The following is an 18,763-nucleotide window of genomic DNA, read 5'->3' as shown; positions in this document are numbered from 1 at the left end:
CTATTAAGGAGAAGATTACTGCAATTATTAAATAGATAATAATAATTGCAATTTTATATAGTAGAAAAAGGAATAAACTAATACCTAAAAGTATGAATACAGTTCTTAATAATCCGTTTGATAGTTCTTTTGATGTCATGATTCAAAAATAAAAAAACTCGCTAATTTTTAGCGAGTTTTTAAAAAATATTTTAAAAATGTTATTATCTAAAAGAAGCTCTTGAACCTCCTACATTAAAGATGGCTAACATTCTGTCTTTTTGATCATTTGAAAACATATACATTCCTCTGTCGTCTGTATAATCCATATAATTCATATACATTTCTAGTGGAGTACCAGCACATGTACTTGTGTGTCCTACAGCAGGAACACCGTAATTTGCAGTATTGTGAGTTGGAGTATCTGCAACTAAATCAGATCCACATGTAGCGTCTCCCCATATATGGCGTAAATTCATCCAATGGCCAACTTCGTGAGTAGCTGTTCTACCTAAATTAAATGGATAAGTAGCAGTTCCAGTATTTCCAGTGTATTTAGAGTCTAGTACAACTCCATCTGTAGCAGATGATCCTCCAGGGAATTGTGCATATCCTAAGATTCCACCACCAATTGTACAAACCCAAATGTTTAATTTTGTGGTTGGAGATGTTGGGTTAATACCACCTCTATTCGATTTTTTCATGGTATCTCTAGTTCCCCAAGAAGATTTAGTTGTTGATTTTCTATTAATTGCATCTAATACAAAACGGATACCTACATTAGCTCTTACACTTGAATAAGGGTTGTTAGGCGTATTAAAATCTGCATTTTGTGCATTAAAATCTTGATTTAATACATCAATTTGTGATTGTAATTGAGCATCAGAGATATTTTCTGCAGCAGTTCTGTATAAAACATTAAATACAACAGGTATTTCCATAACGCCATTTACAATTCTGCCATTAGCTATTGCATCTGCAGTTTGTAATTCAATGTCTTTCATTCTTTGAGCCAATCCTGGATCTTCTTTAAGTTGTCTAAGAAGCACTTCGTCAGACGCACATCCTCTATGTGCGCTAGCAGTAGTTTCATTTGTTTCAGTAACAGATTTGTCTTCGTTGTTGCAAGAAAATAATAGCATTGCTGCTGTTGCTGTTAAAAAAATTTTTCTCATAAAGTAAATTGTTTGGTTGTTGAATTATTTACTTTGCAATTATATAACATTTAATATTAATAATGTTATTTTTTTATGAAAAATTTTTACATTTTTTTTGTAAAAAATGTTAATAAATAAAAAAAGCCCTTACAAATAAGGGCTTTTAATTAAAATATTTTTAAAATATTATTATCTAAAAGAAGCTCTTGAACCTCCTACATTAAAGATAGCTAACATTCTACTTTTTTGACCATTAGAGAACATATACATTCCTCTATCATCAGTATAATCCATATAGTTCATATACATTTCTAGTGGTGTTCCAGAACATGTAGATCTGTGTCCTACTGCTGGAACTCCATAGTTTGCAGTATTGTGAGTTGGTGTGTCAGATACTAAATCTGAACCACATGTTGCATCACCCCAAATATGACGTAAGTTCATCCAGTGACCTACTTCGTGAGTAGCTGTTCTACCTAAATTAAATGGATAAGTTGCTGTTCCAGTAGTTCCAAAATATTTAGAATCAATAACAACACCGTCAGTTGAAGATGAACCACCTGGGAATTGTGCATATCCTAAAATTCCACCACCAATTGTAGCTACCCAAAGGTTTAATTTAGTAGTTGGAGAAGTTGGAGCCATACCACCAGAAGCTGTTTTTTTACAAGCATCATTAGTTCCCCAAGAAGTTTTAGTTGTTGATTTTCTGTAAACAGCATCTAATACAAAACGGATACCTACATTTGCTCTTACACTTGAATAAGGGTTGTTAGCTGTATTGTAATCTGAGTTTTGAGCATTAAAATCTTTATTTAATACATCAATTTGTGATTGAATTTGTGTTTGAGAGATGTTTTCTGCAGTAGTTCTGTATAAAACATTTACTACAACTGGAATTTCAATAACTCCATTTACTATTCTTCCATTAGCAATTGCATCTGCAGTTTGAAGTTCAATATCTTTCATTCTTTGTGCTAATCCTGGATCTTCTTGAAGTTGTCTTTGTAATATTTCCTCAGAAGCACAACCTCTATGAGCTGCTACTTCAAGATCTTTTGTGTTTGTTTCATCTGAAACAGTTTTGTCTTCATTTTGACAAGAGAAACCTAAGATTAGCACAGATGCTAAAACAACGATTTTTTTCATAATTTATTAATTTGTTAATGTTAAGGTTATGTTATTTTTTAACACGACAATATTATGTCAAAAAAAGTTTTGTTTTTTCAAAAAAAAGTGAAGTTGGGATATTGTTTTCTAAAAAAGATTTCTATATAATTGCAAAATTCCTATTTATACTACTAAAGTATTGAGTATTTTCTTATAAATTTAATTTTTGAATGCATAATTTATAATATTGGCTCCCATTTTTAAGGCTTTTTCCCTTACTTCTATGGGATCATTGTGAATTTCAGCATTTTCCCAACCATCTCCTAAATCACATTCGTAAGTATATAATAGCACTAAACGATTCTCTATTATTATCCCAAAAGCTTGCGGTTTTTTATTATCATGTTCATGAATTTTGGGTAAGCCATTAGGAAAATTATAGGGTGTTTTAAAAATTTCATGACTATTAGGTAATTCTTGTAAATTATTTTGAGGAAATAATTTGCTGATTTCTTTTCGAATGTATTCATCCATGCCATAGTTGTCATCTATGTGAAGAAACCCGCCAGAAATAAGGTAATTTCTTAAATTTTCAATTTCATTTGGAGAAAATACTACATTACCATGACCCGTCATATGAATAAAAGGGTAGGAAAAAATATCTACACTATTACTTTCTACTGTAGCAATTTTAGAATTGATTTTAGTGTTGATATTTTGATTACAAAATTGTATCAAATTGGGTAATGAAGTAGGATTTGCATACCAATCTCCACCACCAGAATATTTTAAAATGGCTACTTCTTGTGAAAATGAAGATGCGGATAATAATAAAATGCAAAAGAGAAAATGTTTCATATTATTCATTAATTAGTGCTACAGTATGACAGGCAACAATAGCAGCTGTTTCGGTTCTTAAACGATTATTTCCTAAAGTTACTGGAATATAATTATTATTTAGTGCTAATTTAATCTCATTTGTTGAAAAATCACCTTCTGGTCCAATAAGTATAATAATATGCTCTTCTTTTCTTATTGTTTCTTTAAAAGATATTTTTTGTTGGTCTTCGCAATGAGCAATAAATTTTTTTTCTGAAAAGTTTTTTTGTATAAAATCTGAAAAACCTATAGGTTCATTAATTTTTGGGATATAATATTGAAGAGATTGCTTCATGGCTGATTGTATGATTTTCTCAGCACGATCAATTTTAAATACCTTTCTTTCAGAATGATCACATATTATAGGTGTAATTTCATCGATACCTATTTCAGTTGCTTTTTCAAGAAACCATTCATACCGATCATTCATTTTTGTGGGAGCAACTGCTATATGAATTCTATATCTTTTTGGTTCAATACATTTAGTTTCAATTATTTTAATTTCACATTTTTTATCAGACGCTAAAATAATTTCGCCTAAAAAATAATTACCTTCTCCATTAGATAAATGTATTTTATCACCTTCTTTTTTTCTTAAAACTTTTACAATATGCTTACTTTCTTCTTTGTCAAAAGCGAAAGTTTTGTCTTTTTCTTTTATATTAGGATTATAGAATAATTGCATTTTAAAATTCAATACGTGCTTTAGAAACGATATCGTTTGTGTTAAAATTATTTTCAAGGTAGTTGTAATATCCCACGATTCCTATCATGGCTGCATTATCAGTTGTATATTCAAATTTTGGAATATATGTTTTCCAACCCCATTTTTTTTCAGTATCTTTTAATGTTTTTCGGATGCCGCTATTAGCAGAAACGCCACCACCAATGGCAATTTGTTTTATTCCTGTTTCTTCAACTGCTATTTTTAATTTATCCATAAGAATATTTATTATGGTATATTGAATAGAAGCACAAATATCATTTCTGTTTTCTTCTATAAAATTAGGGTTTTCATTTACATTTTTTTGTATAAAATATAAAATTTGAGTTTTTAAACCACTAAAACTAAAATTTAAGCCTGCTGCTTTAGGTTTTGTAAATGAAAAAGCTTTGGGATTACCTTCTTGAGCATATTTATCAATAAGTGGTCCACCTGGATAAGGCAAACCTAATATTTTTGCAGATTTATCAAATGCTTCGCCTACTGCGTCATCTGTAGTTTCACCTATAATTTTCAAGTCAAAAAAACTGGATACTTTAACAATTTGTGTATGTCCACCACTTATTGTTAGTGCTAGAAAAGGAAAGGTAGGTTTTTCAAAATTTTCTTCATCAATAAAGTGTGCTAAAATATGTGCTTTCATATGATTCACCGCAATTAAAGGAATATTTAGAGCCATACTCATCGATTTTGCAAAGGAACCACCCACTAATAAAGACCCCATTAATCCAGGTCCTTGTGTAAAAGCAATACAGTCTAAATCATCTTTTTTAATATTTGCTTTTTTTAAAGCCACATCTACTACAGGTACAATATTTTGTTGATGCGCTCTTGATGCAAGTTCAGGGACTACACCTCCATATTCTTCATGAATGGCTTGTCTTGCAACAATATTTGAAAGAACTTTATCGTTACAAAGTATAGCAGCAGAGGTGTCATCACAAGAACTTTCGATAGCTAAAGTATAGATGTTTTTTTTCATTTTAAAAAGGGCATGAAATTTGCGTTTAGTCAATTGTAATTATCTTACAAAAATCATTATTTTTGTTGATTGTTCAATAAAAATCTCATTTGTTGGCAAATTTAAACATTTTACGGTATCAAAAAATTAAAAAAAATATTACTTAGAACCACATTAGCAATCCTAATTCTTATATTAGTTTTAGGAATACTTTTGTCTTTACCTTTTGTACAAACGGCTTTAGGTAGATATGCAACAGAGCAAGTAAATAAAGATTTTGGTACCGATATAACTATTGAAAAAGCTACATTTACAGCATTTGGATCAGTAAAATTAAAGGGTGTTTTAATTAAGGACCATCATAAAGATACTTTAATTTTCATTAAGAGACTAAATACTTCTATTTTAAGTTTAAAAAAAATATACCAAAATGGACATCCTTATTTAGGTGATATTATTGCTGACGGCCTAATTTTCAATTTAAAACAATATAAAGGAGAAAATTTTACCAATATTGATAAATTTATTGAATCATTTGATGACGGTACACCTTCTTCAGGGAAGTTTAGAATGAAAGCGAGTAATATTACTTTTTTTAATGGAAATATAAGCTATATAGATGAAAATTTAGAGTCACCTCAACTATTTAATTTTAAAAATTTTAATGGCAATGCCAAAGATTTTTATATCAAAGGAGCAAATGTTACTACCTTTTTAAATCAACTTCACTTTAAAGATTTTAGAGGTCTGACGGTTGAAAATTTAACTTCAAATTTTACATACACTAAGAAAAATATTTTATTAAAAAACCTCATTTTAAAGACTTCCGAATCTTTAATGAAAGGAAAAGTAGAATTGAGATATAATAGGAAAGATTTTTCAGATTTTAATAATAAAGTTGTCTTTGATGTAAAAATGGATGAGACAACTATTGCTTCAAATGATTTAAATTATTTTTATAATGAATTTGGAAAAGATAATGTATTTGATATTGATACCCATTTAATAGGTACATTAAATAATTTTACCACTAAGAACCTACGTTTAAGAGATAAAAATAATTCTGAAATAATAGGTAATGTTAATTTTAAAAATTTATTTAACAAAGAAGAATCATTTTATATCAACGGAAAGTTCAAAAAAATAAATTCCGATTATCATAAATTAACAGCTATACTTCCGAACATCCTAGGTAGTAGTTTACCTACTTCTTTATCAAAATTAGGTAATGTTAATTTAATAGGTAATGTAGAATTAACCAATAATTATATTAATTCTGATATTTCGATTTCATCTGTTTTAGGCAATTTAAAAACAACTTTGGCCATACAAAATTTATCCAATATTGATAATGCATCCTATCAAGGAAATGTTATTCTCGATAATTTTAATCTTGGTGAATTACTAGCTGAAAATCAAATTGGTAATGTTACACTTAATTTAGATGTCGCTGGTCAAGGGTTTACACAAAAATATTTAAATACAAATGTAAAAGGAACAATAGAAGCGTTTAGTTTTAACTCGTATAATTATCAGAATATTACTGTAGACGGAACTATGAAAATGCCTTATTTTAAAGGTTACTTTAATAGCAATGATCCAAATTTAAAAATGGATTTTCACGGGTTACTCGATTTAAGTTCTAAATCTAAAAATTATAATTTTAAAGCCAATATAGATTATGCAGATTTGTATGCTTTAAAGTTTTCTAAAAAAGATACCATTTCAATTTTTAAAGGAAAAGTTAACTTCCTAGCGAAAGGAAACAATCTAGATGATTTAGATGGGGTTTTACAAGTTGAAAATGTTTCTTACCAAAATGAAAGAAATAATTACTATTTTGAAGATTTTCAATTAACTTCTAGTTTTGATCCACAAAGAATAAGAACAATAACTATAAATTCTAATGATATTATTAGTGGAAAAGTTGTTGGTAAATTTAAAATTAATCAAATTAAAAAGATTGTTGAAAATGCTGTGGGAAGTTTATACGCAAATTATTCTCCAAATAAGCTTCAAAAAGGGCAATTTCTAGACTTTAATTTTACTATTTACAATAAGATAATTGATATATTTATACCAGAAGTTTCTATTTCAGAAAATACAACAATGAAAGGTAAAATAAATGCCGATTTAGGAAAATTTGAGTTTGATTTTACTTCACCTGATGTTATCGCTTTTGGAAATCAATTTAAGAAAATAAAAATAGATATTGACAATAAAAATCCATTGTATAATACTTACATTGAAATGGATACTATACGAACTAAAAATTACAAAATTTCTGATTTCAATTTAATTAATCTAACAATGAATGATACTCTTTTTGTTCGTTCTGAATTTAAAGGTGGAAACAAATTAGAAGATAATTTTTCATTGAATATTTATCATACAATTGATGAAAATAAGCAATCTGTTATAGGTTTTAAAAAATCGGAAGTTAATTTTAAAAATTATTTATGGTTTATTAATGAAAACGAAAATGCTGACAATAAAATCATCTTTGATAAAAAATTTAAAGATTTTAAATTTCAAAAAATTAGACTTTCTCATAATAATCAAAACATGGATTTTTATGGTGAAATGAAAGATTCCACTTATAAAGATTTTAATTTGACTTTCAATGATGTAGATTTAAACAAAGTAACTCCTTCTTTAGACAGCATAGCAATTGACGGAAAACTAAACGGATTTATAAAGTTTAAACAAGATAAAACTTATTACGAACCTTTATCTGATGTTACTATTTCTGATTTGAAAATTAACAATTATCCAGTTGGAAATATGTCTTTATTAGTAGAAGGAAACGATGCTTTTAATGAGTTTGCTATCGATTCTTATATACTACAAAAAGAAGAGGAGCGTTTCAATTTGAATGGTGTTTTAAAATATAAAAATTCTCAGTCTACTTTAGATTTAGAGTCAACTTTTAATCGTTTTGATTTAGCTCCATTTGGTTCATTATTAGGAAGCGTTATTACTGATGTAAGAGGTAATGCAACTGGCAGTGTCAATATAAAAGGATTGGTAACAGATCCTGAAGTAGATGGTCGCTTGTATTTAAACGATGCTGGATTAAAAGCTCCGTATCTAAATGTAGATTACGATTTTGAAAAGAACGCAATTGTCGATATTACTGAAAAAGAATTTTTATTTAGAAACATTGTAATTACAGATACTGAGTATGCTACTAAAGGAATTCTTAAGGGTTCAGTAAAACATGATATGTTTTCTGATTGGGAATTAGATTTGGAAGTTAGGACTAATAACCTTTTAGCATTAAATACTACCGATTCTGAAGACGCCTATTACTATGGTACTGCTTTTCTTAAAGGTAGTGCAAAAATAAATGGTAGCATCGAATCGTTGCATGTTACAGTTGCAGGTGAATCGGAAAAAGGAACCTCGATAAAAATACCTGTAAGTGATTCTGAAGATGTGGCAAGAAAACCATATTACACATTTATAAAGGAAGAAGATTTAGCAAAGAATAAATCTAAAAATAATGCTAAGAATAAATATAATGGTTTAGAGTTAAGTTTAGATTTTGATATTGATACCGATGCAGAGATTGAAGTAATTCTCGATCGCGAATCGGGTCATGCTATGAAAGGAAATGGATATGGTTCTATGCGGATGGAAATTAATACCCTTGGTAAATTTTTAATGTATGGCGACTTTCAAGTACAAGAAGGTTTTTATAACTTTAAAAAAGCAGGTTTAATAGATAAGAAGTTTGTGGTTAAAAAAGGAAGTACCATTCGCTGGGAAGGTGATCCTTTAGGTGCGATATTAAATCTTGAAGCAATCTATAAAACACAGTCTAATCCTTCCGTTTTAATTGAAAGTTCCTCTTTTAAGACAAATAGAAAATTACCTACGGAAGTATCTATAGTTATAAATGGAAGTTTAAGTAATCCTGAGCCTGATTTTAATATTAATTTTCCAACGGTTAGTAGCGTATTAAAAAGCGAAATAGATTATCGATTACAAAATAAAGATGTAAGACAAAATCAAGCGTTTGCGTTATTAGCTTTTGGTTCCTTTACCACACCTGAGAATGCTGGAAATGTTGCTTATGGTTCTTTATTTGAAAAGGCAAGTTCATTATTTAATGACATTATTTCTGATGGAGATTCAAAGTTACAAGTAGGTGTTAATTATGACCAAGCCGATCGAGTAAATCAAATTTCAGGAAGAGTAGGTCTTACATTAAGTACACAAATTAATGATAAAATCTCTATTAATGGAAAGGTAGGAGTACCTGTAGGAGGTGTTACTGAATCGGTTTTAGTTGGAGACGTAGAAGTGCAATTTCAATTGAATGAAGATGGTTCATTAAGAGCAAGAGTATTCAATAGAGAAAATGATATTAACTACTACATAGGAGAAGGTATAGGTTACACACAAGGATTAGGGCTTAACTACTCCGTTGATTTTGATACTTTTGGAGAACTATTTCGTAGAATTTTCAAGAAAAACAAAGATAAAAGCGATTCTTCCTCGTCTAATGAAGACATTCCAGATTCTGAAGAATTATGGGATAAAAATTACTACATAAGAAAGAATAAAGAAATTGAAGAAGAGAAAGAGAAGAAAAAGGATTCAGAAAAAGTTCCTGAAATAGAGTAAATCTTCAATTTTTATATTAAAAAACAAAAAGTTATTAACGAAAACGATTGAATTTTAGGTTAAAATTTAATATTCTTTAAATTTAGCCTAATATTCCATTTTCCTTTTTTAAATTTACGATAAATAATAAATGAATGACATCAAATATTAAGAAAATAGGTGTGCTTACCTCTGGAGGAGATTCCCCAGGAATGAATGCAGCGATTAGATCAGTAGTAAGAACTTGTGCTTATCATAATATAGAATGTATTGGTATTTATAGAGGATATCAAGGAATGATTGAAGGTGATTTTAAAGAAATGGGACCACGTTCTGTTAATAACATAGTAAATAAAGGAGGAACCATTTTAAAATCGGCTCGTTCAAAAGAATTCATGACTGTAGAAGGTAGAAAGAAAGCTTTTGATAATCTTAAAAAAGTAGGAGTAGAGGCATTAGTAGTTATTGGCGGTGATGGTTCGTTCACAGGAGCAGAAGTATTCAATAAAGAATATGGGTTTCCAGTAATGGGTATTCCTGGAACTATAGATAATGATATTTATGGAACAAGTCATACTTTGGGATATGATACCGCTTTAAATACCGTAGTAGAGGTAATTGATAAAATTAGAGATACTGCTATTTCACACAACCGTTTATTTTTTGTGGAAGTAATGGGAAGAGATGCAGGTCATATCGCTTTAAACTCAGGAATTGGAGCTGGAGCTGAAGAAATTTTAATTCCAGAAGAAGATTTAGGTTTGGATCGTTTATTAGAATCTTTGAAAAGAAGTAAAGAATCTGGTAAATCTTCCAGTATAGTAGTAGTTGCTGAAGGAGATAAAATTGGTAAGACCGTTTTCGAATTAAAAGACTATGTTGAAGAAAATATGCCTGAATATGATGTTAGGGTATCTGTTTTAGGACATATGCAAAGAGGTGGTTCTCCATCTTGTTTTGATCGTGTGTTAGCTTCTCGCTTGGGAGTAAAGGCTGTGGAGTCATTATTAGAAGGAAAATCAAACTTTATGGTTGGTTTGTTAAACGATAAAGTTGCTTTAACACCTTTAGAACAAGCCATCAAAGGACATACTGAAATTGATAAAGAATTGCTTCGAGTATCTGATATTATGTCTACATAACGTAAAACAAATTAAATTAAAAAATAATATATTAATAAAAGCTTAAAAATGGCAAAAGTAAAATTAGGAATAAACGGTTTCGGTAGAATCGGTAGAATTGTTTTTAGAGAATCATTTAATAGAGATAATATAGAAGTAGTAGCCATTAACGATTTGTTAGATGTTGAACATTTAGCTTATTTGTTAAAATATGACTCTGTTCATGGTCGTTTTAATGGAAAAGTAGAGGTGAAAGATGGGCAATTATATGTTAATGATAAGTTTATTCGTGTTACGGCTGAGAGAGATCCTAAATTAATTCAATGGGATGATGCGAAAGTTGATGTAGATGTTGTAGCTGAGTGTACTGGAATTTTCACTACTTTAGAAACAGCTCAAGCTCATATTGATGGAGGTGCAAAAAAAGTAGTTATTTCTGCACCATCTGCTGATGCTCCTATGTTTGTAATGGGTGTAAACCATACCGAAGTAAAAGCTACAGATACGATTGTTTCTAATGCTTCTTGTACGACAAACTGTTTGGCTCCTTTAGCAAAAGTAATTCATGATAATTTTGGAATTGTAGAAGGATTAATGACAACTGTTCATGCTTCTACAGCAACTCAGATGGTAGCTGATGGTCCATCGAGAAAAGATTGGAGAGGTGGTCGCGCCGCTTCTGTAAATATTATTCCATCTTCTACGGGTGCTGCTAAAGCGGTTGGAAAAGTAATTCCAGCTTTAAATGGAAAGCTTACAGGAATGTCTTTCCGTGTGCCTACCGTAGATGTTTCAGTTGTGGATTTAACTGTTAAATTAGCAAAAGAAACAACGTATGAAGAAATTTTGAAAGTACTTAAAAATGCTTCTGAATCTTCAATGAAAGGAATTTTAGGATATACAGAAGATGATGTGGTTTCTCAAGATTTTGTAGGAGACACAAGAACATCTATAGTTGATGCTAAAGCAGGAATTGGATTAAATTCTACTTTCTTTAAATTGGTTTCTTGGTATGATAATGAATATGGATATTCTTCTAAATTATTAGATTTATCAGTACATGTTATGTCTGTAAAATAAAATTGTAAAAAATCCTGCACTATATTATATATTAATGTAGATGCAGGATTTTTTTATTCTTACATAGCTACTATTAATCTCCAAATTTAATATTTGTGACTTTTTAACCAACCTTACAAACAACAATGAAATGAAATTACTTGTAGATAGTGGCTCTACTAAAGCCGATTGGATTGCTATTGACGATAACGGAAAAGTTATTTTTACAACACAATCTTTAGGATTAAATCCTGAAGTATTGAGCAAAGAAGAAATAATTTCTCGATTAGAAGATAAATTTGATATTTCACATAATAAAGCTAAAGCATCTCACTTATACTTCTATGGTGCTGGTTGTGGTACTGATAGAATGAAAAACTTCTTATCATCTGTCTTTGAAGATTATTTTGTAAATGCAAAAGTAACTGTTCATGAGGATACTTATGCAGCTGTTTATGCAACCACTCCTAAAAATGAAAAAGCCATAGTTTGTATTTTAGGAACAGGATCAAATTGCAGTTATTTTGATGGTAAAGTATTGCATCAAAAAGTACAATCTTTAGGTTATATTGCTATGGATGATTGTAGTGGAAATCGTTTTGGTAGGCATTTAATTAGAGGGTATTATTTTAATAAAATGCCTCAGGATATGGCTAAAGATTTTGAAACTACTTTTAATGTTGATGCCGATTTTATTAAGAATAAATTATACAAAGAACCCAATCCTAATGCTTATTTAGCCACTTTTGCAAAATTTTTAATTAAGCATAAAGATTCTGAATTTTGTAAAAAATATATAAAAGAAGAGCTAGAAGCATTTATAGAGAATTATATTATGCAATTTGAAAATTATAGAGAAGTTCCTGTTCATTTTGTGGGATCAATTGCATTCTATTTAAAAGAAGAATTGTCCCAAGCATTGCAAGATTATCAAATAAATGTTGGTAATATCCTGAGAAGACCTATTGATGGTTTAATCGCTTACCATATTTTAAATAAATAATATTTATCCCGATTCTTCGGGATTTTTTATATTTGTTATATGATTAAAAAAATTGAAATAGCAATTATTGCTCACGACGGTAAAAAAGCCGATATGGTTCAATTTGTGAATAAAAACAAAGCGATTCTTAAAGCAGATAATATTACCGTTATTGCAACTGGAACTACGGGAGGAAAAGTAGAAACCATTGGAATTAAAGTTAAAAAAATGCTCTCTGGTCCATTAGGAGGTGATGCTCAAATTGCAGCTAGAGTGGCTGAAGGAAAGACCAAAATGGTCTTATTCTTTAAAGATCCGAATTCAAGTCATCCACATGAACCTGATATTTCCATGTTAATTCGGATATGTGATGTACATAATGTTCCTCTAGCAACTAATGAAGCTACAGCTCAATTACTTTTATATAGTTTAGATAAATCGATATAAAAAAAGAGTTCTAAAATTTTAATTTAGAACTCTTTTTTATTGAAGTTGAATTAATATTAATTAATAATTATGCTTTTTATTTCTTTGCCAAAAGTCGAAATTATTTCTACCTGATAAATACCTTTTGCTAGATCAGTTATTGAAATCGTATTTAATGTTGATGTTTTAACAATTTGTCCTAAATTATTATAGAAAATTACATTTTTTAATGTTGCATCATTTTCAAATCGAATATTTAATATTTCTGATGTAGGATTTGGATACAATACAAAATTAGAATTCGAAAAACTATTTGAATGTAATAAAGAAGTAGTATTTGTATTTAATGAGTATAGTTTTACAGCTCCAGATAAATTATTATTAGCTTTAGTTGCACCAATAGCTACAATATTTCCATCACTTGACAAAGAAACACTACTACCAGAAGTTGATCCTTCTGTACCATTTATATCATTTTGAATTTGTAACCAATTATTTCCAGTCTTTTGAAATACTCTTACTTGTCCAGAATAGTTTCCATTAGTATTATTTCCAATAGCTCCAATTGCAATAATATGGCCATCATTAGAGATTGAAACACTTCCACCAGATTGATCTCCTTCATTTTGGCCATCAATATCATTACCAATTTGTGTCCATGTGCCATTCGTATTTTCAAATACTCTCACATGACCCGATGCAGCACCATTTTCATCGTTATATTTTGCGCCAATAGCTATAGTTTGACCATTAGCTGATAAGGCTACTGTTCCCGAAAAATCATTTGCATTTTCACCATCTATATCATTACCTACTTGAATCCAACCTTCTGTTGTATTTTGAAAAATACGTACATGACCTGAAAAAGCACCATTGTTACCATTGTTTTTTTCTGCGCCAATTGCTAAAATTGTTCCATCTGCCGATAAGGAAATACTACTTCCTGACTCATCGTTTGCATTTTCACCATTAATAGCATTTCCTAATTGTATCCATTCTCCATTAATATTTTTGAAAACGCGCACTTCTCCTGAATTATTTCCGTTACCATCATTATTTTTAGCTCCTATAGCTACCGTTTTTCCGTTATCAGATAAAGATACACTATAGCCAAATAAATCTCCTGCATTAGCACCTGTAAGTGTTGCTCCTATTTGACCCCAAGTGATACCGTTGAAAAAGAATAACCTAACCGATCCAGAATTTTGACCGTTATTGCTGCTATATGGTGAACCAATAGCTACAATTGTTCCATTGCTTGATAGTGCAACACTATAACCAGATTTGTCTCCTGTGTTTTCACCTACTATATCATCTCCAATTTGTGACCAAGTTCCATTGCTATTTTGATAGATACTAACATAACCTAAATGACTTAAAGCCACATTGTTTGATGTACCAATAGCTAAAATATTTCCATTATCAGATAAGGCAACACTATTACCAGATTGGTCTTGGCTGTATTTCCCATTGATAGTGTTTCCAATTTGAATTTGAGAAAGTGAAAAAAGAGGTAAAAAACTGAAAAGTAGAATTTTTTTCATGAGTAAAAATTAAAGATTTCTTTATGATTTGATTTGCTTTTTTTGGGCGTGCAAAAGTAAAAACTTTTTTTAATATAACAAATTTATTTTTTTTGTTATATTTTTATTTTTTAAAACCTATTAATTTTATATTAAATTTATTTTATATGTTTTTTAATTGCTTATAAATCAATAAAATAGTTTTATTATTTTGGAGAATGTTAAAAAAAGCAATTATTTAAAATTATCCTTAAAAAAAGATGTTAAAAAATAAAATTATTACTTGTAAAGAGGAAAATCTTCTAGAAGGTTCCATTTTTTATCGTCAATTTGTTCAATTAATGTTATTTTTTTGAACAATAAAGTAGTAGGAAAAGAATAAAATTGTATGTTTTTAAAAATGGTATCGGTGCAAGTAGCATTTCGAGGATGAATCAAAGTAATGTGAGGTAAATGAATCCTAATATTATTTTTTTGCAATATATGTTTTCTTAACTCATGAAATTCTTGATTGTTTTCAGATGCAGGAAGAAAAACCCCTTTACCATTAGAAAAACGTTCAGGGGCTTTAAAATGAACTGGTAACGGTTTTTGCCAATCTATGGAAATGCAATTGGCTATGATTTTGTTTAAATGAGATTGTATTTCATCTTCACGACAAAGCGTTACATGTGCCTTAATCAATTCAAATTGAATAGGGTTGTAGGTTGACCTAATGTGTTCAATAACCTCACTTTGTTCAGATAAAAATAAGGTTAATTGATATCTAATCATGATTTATTCAATTGTAATTTTACTTTTTGATTCGATGTCGGTTTTATCATTAAAATAAAATTCAAAATATTCGGCACTGCCTTTTTTTCCAGAAACTTCTAAATTACTTCTTCCAATTTCAATATTTTCTTTATCAAAAGCCTTTAGATTTAAAGTTTGTTTAAAATTGTCATTAAATATCAAATAGAGTATTAATGTATTGTCATTATCATCATTGGACTTACTTTTTATTTCGTATTTTCCAGTTTGCAATCCTTTTTTTATTAAATCTTGAGATAATGTGATTTCACAATCTAAAGTTTTTTTAACTCCATCAGAAACCCCATCAAAAAATTCTGTTGCCGATTTTCCAACAGTTTCTCCTGTCTTATTGATAGTTTCTTTTGTTTTTTCTTTCACATTGTTGCAAGAATGAAGCAATAAAACAAATAGGATATAAACTAAATTTTTCATTATATGTTTTTTGTGAAAGATAAACAAAAAAACAAAATGAATTAAAATAGAAGAGGCAATTTCTTTTTGGAAATTGCCTCTTATTGTATCAAGTTATTATTACTTATTTTTTTAAGTTTTTAGCTAAAAATCCTAAAGTAGCTTCATACATATCAATGGAGTTTTCTTCCTTATGAAATCCGTGACCTTCATCGTATTTCACCATATAAGGTACTTCAAAACCTTTGGCTCTTAAACCCGTTACAATTTGATCGGATTCTGCAATATTTACACGAGGATCATTGGCACCTTGAATTACAAATAATGGTTTTTTAATTTTGTCAATTTGGAAAACAGGAGATACTTCTTTTGCAATAGCTGCTTCTTCTGGATTGTCTAAGTCATACCAAATTTCTTTTACAATTTCTTTATAAGGTTTCCAATATTCTGGAAACGAATCGAAGAAAGTGAAAATGTTAGAAACACCCACGTAGTTTACACCACAAGCATATAAATCGGGTGTTTTAACCAATCCCATTAAGGTGGCATAACCACCGTGGCTACCACCATAAATGGCAATTTTATCTTTGTCAACCCAACCTTGTTTAATGGCATAAGCTACGCCATCTTCTACATCGTCCATTAATTGTCTACCAATTTGCTTGAAACCTGCACGTAAAAAGTCTTTTCCATAACCACCAGAAATTCTGAAGTTTACTTGTAAAGTAGCATAACCACGACTTGCAAATAATTGGGTTTCTGGATTAAAACCCCATGAATCTCTTACTCCTTGCGGACCACCATGAGGATTTACAATTAATGGTACTTTTTTTCCTTGTAAAGCTTCTTTGGGTAAGGTAATGTAGCCATAAATCGTTTTACCGTCTCTGCTAGTAAATTTGATAGGTCTCATTTCTGCCATATCTGCTTCTTTAAGCTGTGGCATTAAGTCGTATAAAAGTTTGAATTTTTTAGTTTTAGCATCATATTGATAATAAGTACCATATAATTTATCGCTTTGTACAATTACTAAAAACTGACTTTCATTATCATCATAATCTACAATATAGGCTTCTTTATTTGGAAATTGTTTTTCCATTAAGCCATAAATTTCTTTGTATAATTTACTTACAGGAATAATCTCGTTTTTTTCTCCTTCATACGAAAAATTATCAATTTCATAGTTTCTTTTACGTGATAAATTTAAACCGCTTACATCAAATGTGGGATTAGAAAATATTTCTTTAATTATTTTCTTGGTAGCCATATCGTATAAAACAATTCTAGTTTTATCACTATCTAAGTTGGTAATCACATAAGCCTCATCTTTGTTTTTTGAAGCATAATTAAAACTGATGATTCCAAAAGTATCGTCCCAATTTGTAGTGGTATGTAATTTAAATTCACCTGTTTTGTTATCTTTATAATACAATTGGTTTTGTACACCATTCACTAATTTACTGTACCCTCTAAGAGTACCATCTTTATCAAATTCATACCCTTGAATTGGGTTTGCAATGTCTTCATTCTTATATAATTGCTCTAAAGCTCCCGTAACGATATTCAATTTGAAAGGTTCAAAAACTTGTTTGTTGTTTTTATTCATCGAAACGATGATGTAATCTTTTTGTTCTTTCAAAATATTTTGAATACTAGCCTGAACACCATCAAAAGGAGTAAGGTCTTTTAAATTTGTGCCATCAAGATTTACAGCATAAATATGAAAGTTCTCATCACCACCTTTGTCCATAGAGAAGAATAATCTTTCATCGTTAATCCAACCATAACCACGAACCAACTCTTCTTTTTCTTCAATAGCTTTTTTGATGTTTCCTGTAGCCAATTCTTTTACATAAATATGACGCTTGTTGTTCTCGTCTTTTTCACGATACGACATATATTTACCATTTGGTGACAATTGAAAACTAGAAGCTTTAGGTTTAGCAAAATAATCAGATACGGAATATTTATAATTGCCTTTGTCGTAGGATTTTAATTGTGCTAATTCTTCTTTAGAGGAAGGTAAAGCAGTGTTTCCAGGTAATTTACTTTCAAAAGAAGTTAGTGTTAACGGTAAGTTCATACCGGCTTGGTGAAATTCCCCTACAATTTCTTTATTTTTTAATTCCCCTTTAAATTCAATACCTAATGCAGCAGCTTTTAAAGTAATTTGATTGTTGTTAACTTCTGTTTTATCAATTGGTACTCCAGAAGCACCTTGCATCGGTACATCCATAGTAGTCGTGTAATTGTTGTCTTTTTGTGCCATATGAAAAATAACTTCTAGTTTCATTCCTTGCACATCTAGTGTTCCTTTCCAATCACCAACAAATTGCTGGGCTTGTGTAGTAATACTCATAAGTAGTAAAATAATTAGATTTTTTGTTTTCATGTCTTTGTATTTTAGTTATTGTAACCAAGCTATTAAAACTGGGTAGAGATTGATGATTTATAAAGAAGATACTCTAGAAATAATCCTCTTTTTTCATAAGACAAGATTTAACAAAAATTGTTACATTAAAGTTTTGAATGTTATGAGGAAAATGATTTTTTTAACAGTTTTAATAAATTACAAAAATCAATAAGCTCATCTACTTCAGGATATAATTTTAAATAACTTTCTGGATTGTCGAATGTAATTTCATTTATCTTAGTATTATTTCTTACAGAAACCTTGTAATGGATACCGTCCATTATTATGGTTGATTTGTAAACGTGTTCGTATTCTCCATTAGCTAATGTTTCAATCAATAATTTTCCTCTAAGTTTATATTCAATTTCAGATTGATTGGGTAAAAAATCTATATTAGTTCCAAGAATTTCTAGCCAAACTAAATCTAAATTTAGGTTGGTACTTAGATTAATTTTTTCAATTTTTGGATGTTTGTTTTCATTTAGCGAAGCGTAATATTTATATTGCACTGCTGCCCATTTTTTATTTTCAAAATATAAATGAATTAGTTCGCAATAATTAGAGATATTTTCTTTTTTATAAATTCTAAATTCTTTTGGATGTGTTAGACTA

General features: G+C 29.5%; 15 protein-coding genes. 5 read left to right on the top strand and 10 right to left on the bottom strand.

Features of this window, described 5'->3' with window-relative positions; genetic code table 11:
* Nucleotides 1-203: 203 nt before the first annotated feature.
* The 5 genes from HALO113_RS16320 to tsaD all read right to left on the bottom strand — a co-directional run bounded on the left by HALO113_RS16320 (nt 204) and on the right by tsaD (nt 4,831).
* Nucleotides 204-1,154, bottom strand: a complete 951-nt coding sequence (locus tag HALO113_RS16320; protein ID WP_159780203.1) for a zinc metalloprotease — start codon at nt 1,152-1,154, stop codon at nt 204-206.
* Nucleotides 1,155-1,325: 171 nt separating this feature from the next.
* Nucleotides 1,326-2,285 carry a zinc metalloprotease gene (locus tag HALO113_RS16315; RefSeq protein ID WP_159780202.1) on the bottom strand — a complete coding sequence of 320 codons (960 nt, stop codon included), beginning with the start codon at nt 2,283-2,285 and terminating at the stop codon, nt 1,326-1,328.
* Between the two features lie 180 nt (nt 2,286-2,465).
* A complete protein-coding gene (locus HALO113_RS16310; protein WP_159780201.1) occupies nt 2,466-3,104 on the bottom strand; it encodes a DUF4159 domain-containing protein in 639 nt (212 codons plus the stop codon).
* 1 nt (nt 3,105) lies between these two features.
* Nucleotides 3,106-3,810 carry a 16S rRNA (uracil(1498)-N(3))-methyltransferase gene (locus HALO113_RS16305; RefSeq protein ID WP_159780200.1) on the bottom strand — a complete coding sequence of 235 codons (705 nt, stop codon included), beginning with the start codon at nt 3,808-3,810 and terminating at the stop codon, nt 3,106-3,108.
* 1 nt (nt 3,811) lies between these two features.
* Nucleotides 3,812-4,831, bottom strand: coding sequence for a tRNA (adenosine(37)-N6)-threonylcarbamoyltransferase complex transferase subunit TsaD (gene tsaD, locus HALO113_RS16300; protein ID WP_159780199.1), 1,020 nt, complete (start codon nt 4,829-4,831; stop codon nt 3,812-3,814).
* A gap of 192 nt (nt 4,832-5,023) precedes the next feature.
* Here tsaD and HALO113_RS16295 point away from each other — a divergent pair, with 192 nt between their 5' ends.
* The 5 genes from HALO113_RS16295 to HALO113_RS16275 all read left to right on the top strand — a co-directional run bounded on the left by HALO113_RS16295 (nt 5,024) and on the right by HALO113_RS16275 (nt 13,030).
* Nucleotides 5,024-9,442: a translocation/assembly module TamB domain-containing protein gene (locus tag HALO113_RS16295; protein WP_236554777.1), complete on the top strand. Its 4,419-nt coding sequence runs from the start codon at nt 5,024-5,026 to the stop codon at nt 9,440-9,442.
* Nucleotides 9,443-9,576: 134 nt separating this feature from the next.
* On the top strand, nt 9,577-10,563 hold the full coding sequence (gene pfkA / locus HALO113_RS16290; RefSeq protein WP_159780198.1) for a 6-phosphofructokinase: 987 nt from the start codon (nt 9,577-9,579) through the stop codon (nt 10,561-10,563).
* Between the two features lie 48 nt (nt 10,564-10,611).
* Nucleotides 10,612-11,622: a type I glyceraldehyde-3-phosphate dehydrogenase gene (gene gap, locus HALO113_RS16285; protein ID WP_159780197.1), complete on the top strand. Its 1,011-nt coding sequence runs from the start codon at nt 10,612-10,614 to the stop codon at nt 11,620-11,622.
* 130 nt (nt 11,623-11,752) lie between these two features.
* Nucleotides 11,753-12,604: a BadF/BadG/BcrA/BcrD ATPase family protein gene (locus HALO113_RS16280; protein ID WP_159780196.1), complete on the top strand. Its 852-nt coding sequence runs from the start codon at nt 11,753-11,755 to the stop codon at nt 12,602-12,604.
* Between the two features lie 51 nt (nt 12,605-12,655).
* Nucleotides 12,656-13,030: a methylglyoxal synthase gene (locus HALO113_RS16275; RefSeq protein WP_159780204.1), complete on the top strand. Its 375-nt coding sequence runs from the start codon at nt 12,656-12,658 to the stop codon at nt 13,028-13,030.
* A 56-nt stretch (nt 13,031-13,086) separates the two neighbouring features.
* On the opposite strand, the gene HALO113_RS16270 is transcribed toward HALO113_RS16275, so the two are convergent.
* From HALO113_RS16270 to HALO113_RS16250, 5 genes are all read right to left on the bottom strand, one after another.
* A complete protein-coding gene (locus tag HALO113_RS16270; RefSeq protein WP_159780195.1) occupies nt 13,087-14,553 on the bottom strand; it encodes a T9SS type A sorting domain-containing protein in 1,467 nt (488 codons plus the stop codon).
* Between the two features lie 258 nt (nt 14,554-14,811).
* Nucleotides 14,812-15,306 (bottom strand): 2'-5' RNA ligase family protein, encoded by a 495-nt coding sequence (locus HALO113_RS16265; RefSeq protein ID WP_159780194.1) that lies wholly within the window; start codon nt 15,304-15,306, stop codon nt 14,812-14,814.
* A 3-nt stretch (nt 15,307-15,309) separates the two neighbouring features.
* Nucleotides 15,310-15,759 (bottom strand): hypothetical protein, encoded by a 450-nt coding sequence (locus HALO113_RS16260; protein ID WP_159780193.1) that lies wholly within the window; start codon nt 15,757-15,759, stop codon nt 15,310-15,312.
* A gap of 103 nt (nt 15,760-15,862) precedes the next feature.
* Nucleotides 15,863-18,130, bottom strand: a complete 2,268-nt coding sequence (locus HALO113_RS16255) for a S9 family peptidase (RefSeq protein ID WP_159780192.1) — start codon at nt 18,128-18,130, stop codon at nt 15,863-15,865.
* 140 nt (nt 18,131-18,270) lie between these two features.
* Nucleotides 18,271-18,763, bottom strand: a 493-nt coding sequence (locus HALO113_RS16250) for a hypothetical protein (RefSeq protein ID WP_159780191.1), incomplete at its 5' end; no start/stop codon positions are given.

The sequence above is a fragment of the Flavobacterium sp. 9AF genome (assembly GCF_902506265.1).
GTDB lineage: Bacteria > Bacteroidota > Bacteroidia > Flavobacteriales > Flavobacteriaceae > Flavobacterium.
This window is presented reverse-complemented; position numbering and strand designations above follow the sequence as displayed.

Coding starts and splice junctions, on each gene's coding strand:
- HALO113_RS16310 (WP_159780201.1), bottom strand. CDS start 3,104: ATGAAACATTTTCTCTTTTGCATTTTATTATTATCCGCATCTTCATTT.
- HALO113_RS16255 (WP_159780192.1), bottom strand. CDS start 18,130: ATGAAAACAAAAAATCTAATTATTTTACTACTTATGAGTATTACTACA.
- HALO113_RS16320 (WP_159780203.1), bottom strand. CDS start 1,154: ATGAGAAAAATTTTTTTAACAGCAACAGCAGCAATGCTATTATTTTCT.
- HALO113_RS16315 (WP_159780202.1), bottom strand. CDS start 2,285: ATGAAAAAAATCGTTGTTTTAGCATCTGTGCTAATCTTAGGTTTCTCT.
- HALO113_RS16280 (WP_159780196.1), top strand. CDS start 11,753: ATGAAATTACTTGTAGATAGTGGCTCTACTAAAGCCGATTGGATTGCT.
- tsaD (WP_159780199.1), bottom strand. CDS start 4,831: ATGAAAAAAAACATCTATACTTTAGCTATCGAAAGTTCTTGTGATGAC.
- HALO113_RS16305 (WP_159780200.1), bottom strand. CDS start 3,810: ATGCAATTATTCTATAATCCTAATATAAAAGAAAAAGACAAAACTTTC.
- pfkA (WP_159780198.1), top strand. CDS start 9,577: ATGACATCAAATATTAAGAAAATAGGTGTGCTTACCTCTGGAGGAGAT.
- HALO113_RS16270 (WP_159780195.1), bottom strand. CDS start 14,553: ATGAAAAAAATTCTACTTTTCAGTTTTTTACCTCTTTTTTCACTTTCT.
- HALO113_RS16260 (WP_159780193.1), bottom strand. CDS start 15,759: ATGAAAAATTTAGTTTATATCCTATTTGTTTTATTGCTTCATTCTTGC.
- gap (WP_159780197.1), top strand. CDS start 10,612: ATGGCAAAAGTAAAATTAGGAATAAACGGTTTCGGTAGAATCGGTAGA.
- HALO113_RS16265 (WP_159780194.1), bottom strand. CDS start 15,306: ATGATTAGATATCAATTAACCTTATTTTTATCTGAACAAAGTGAGGTT.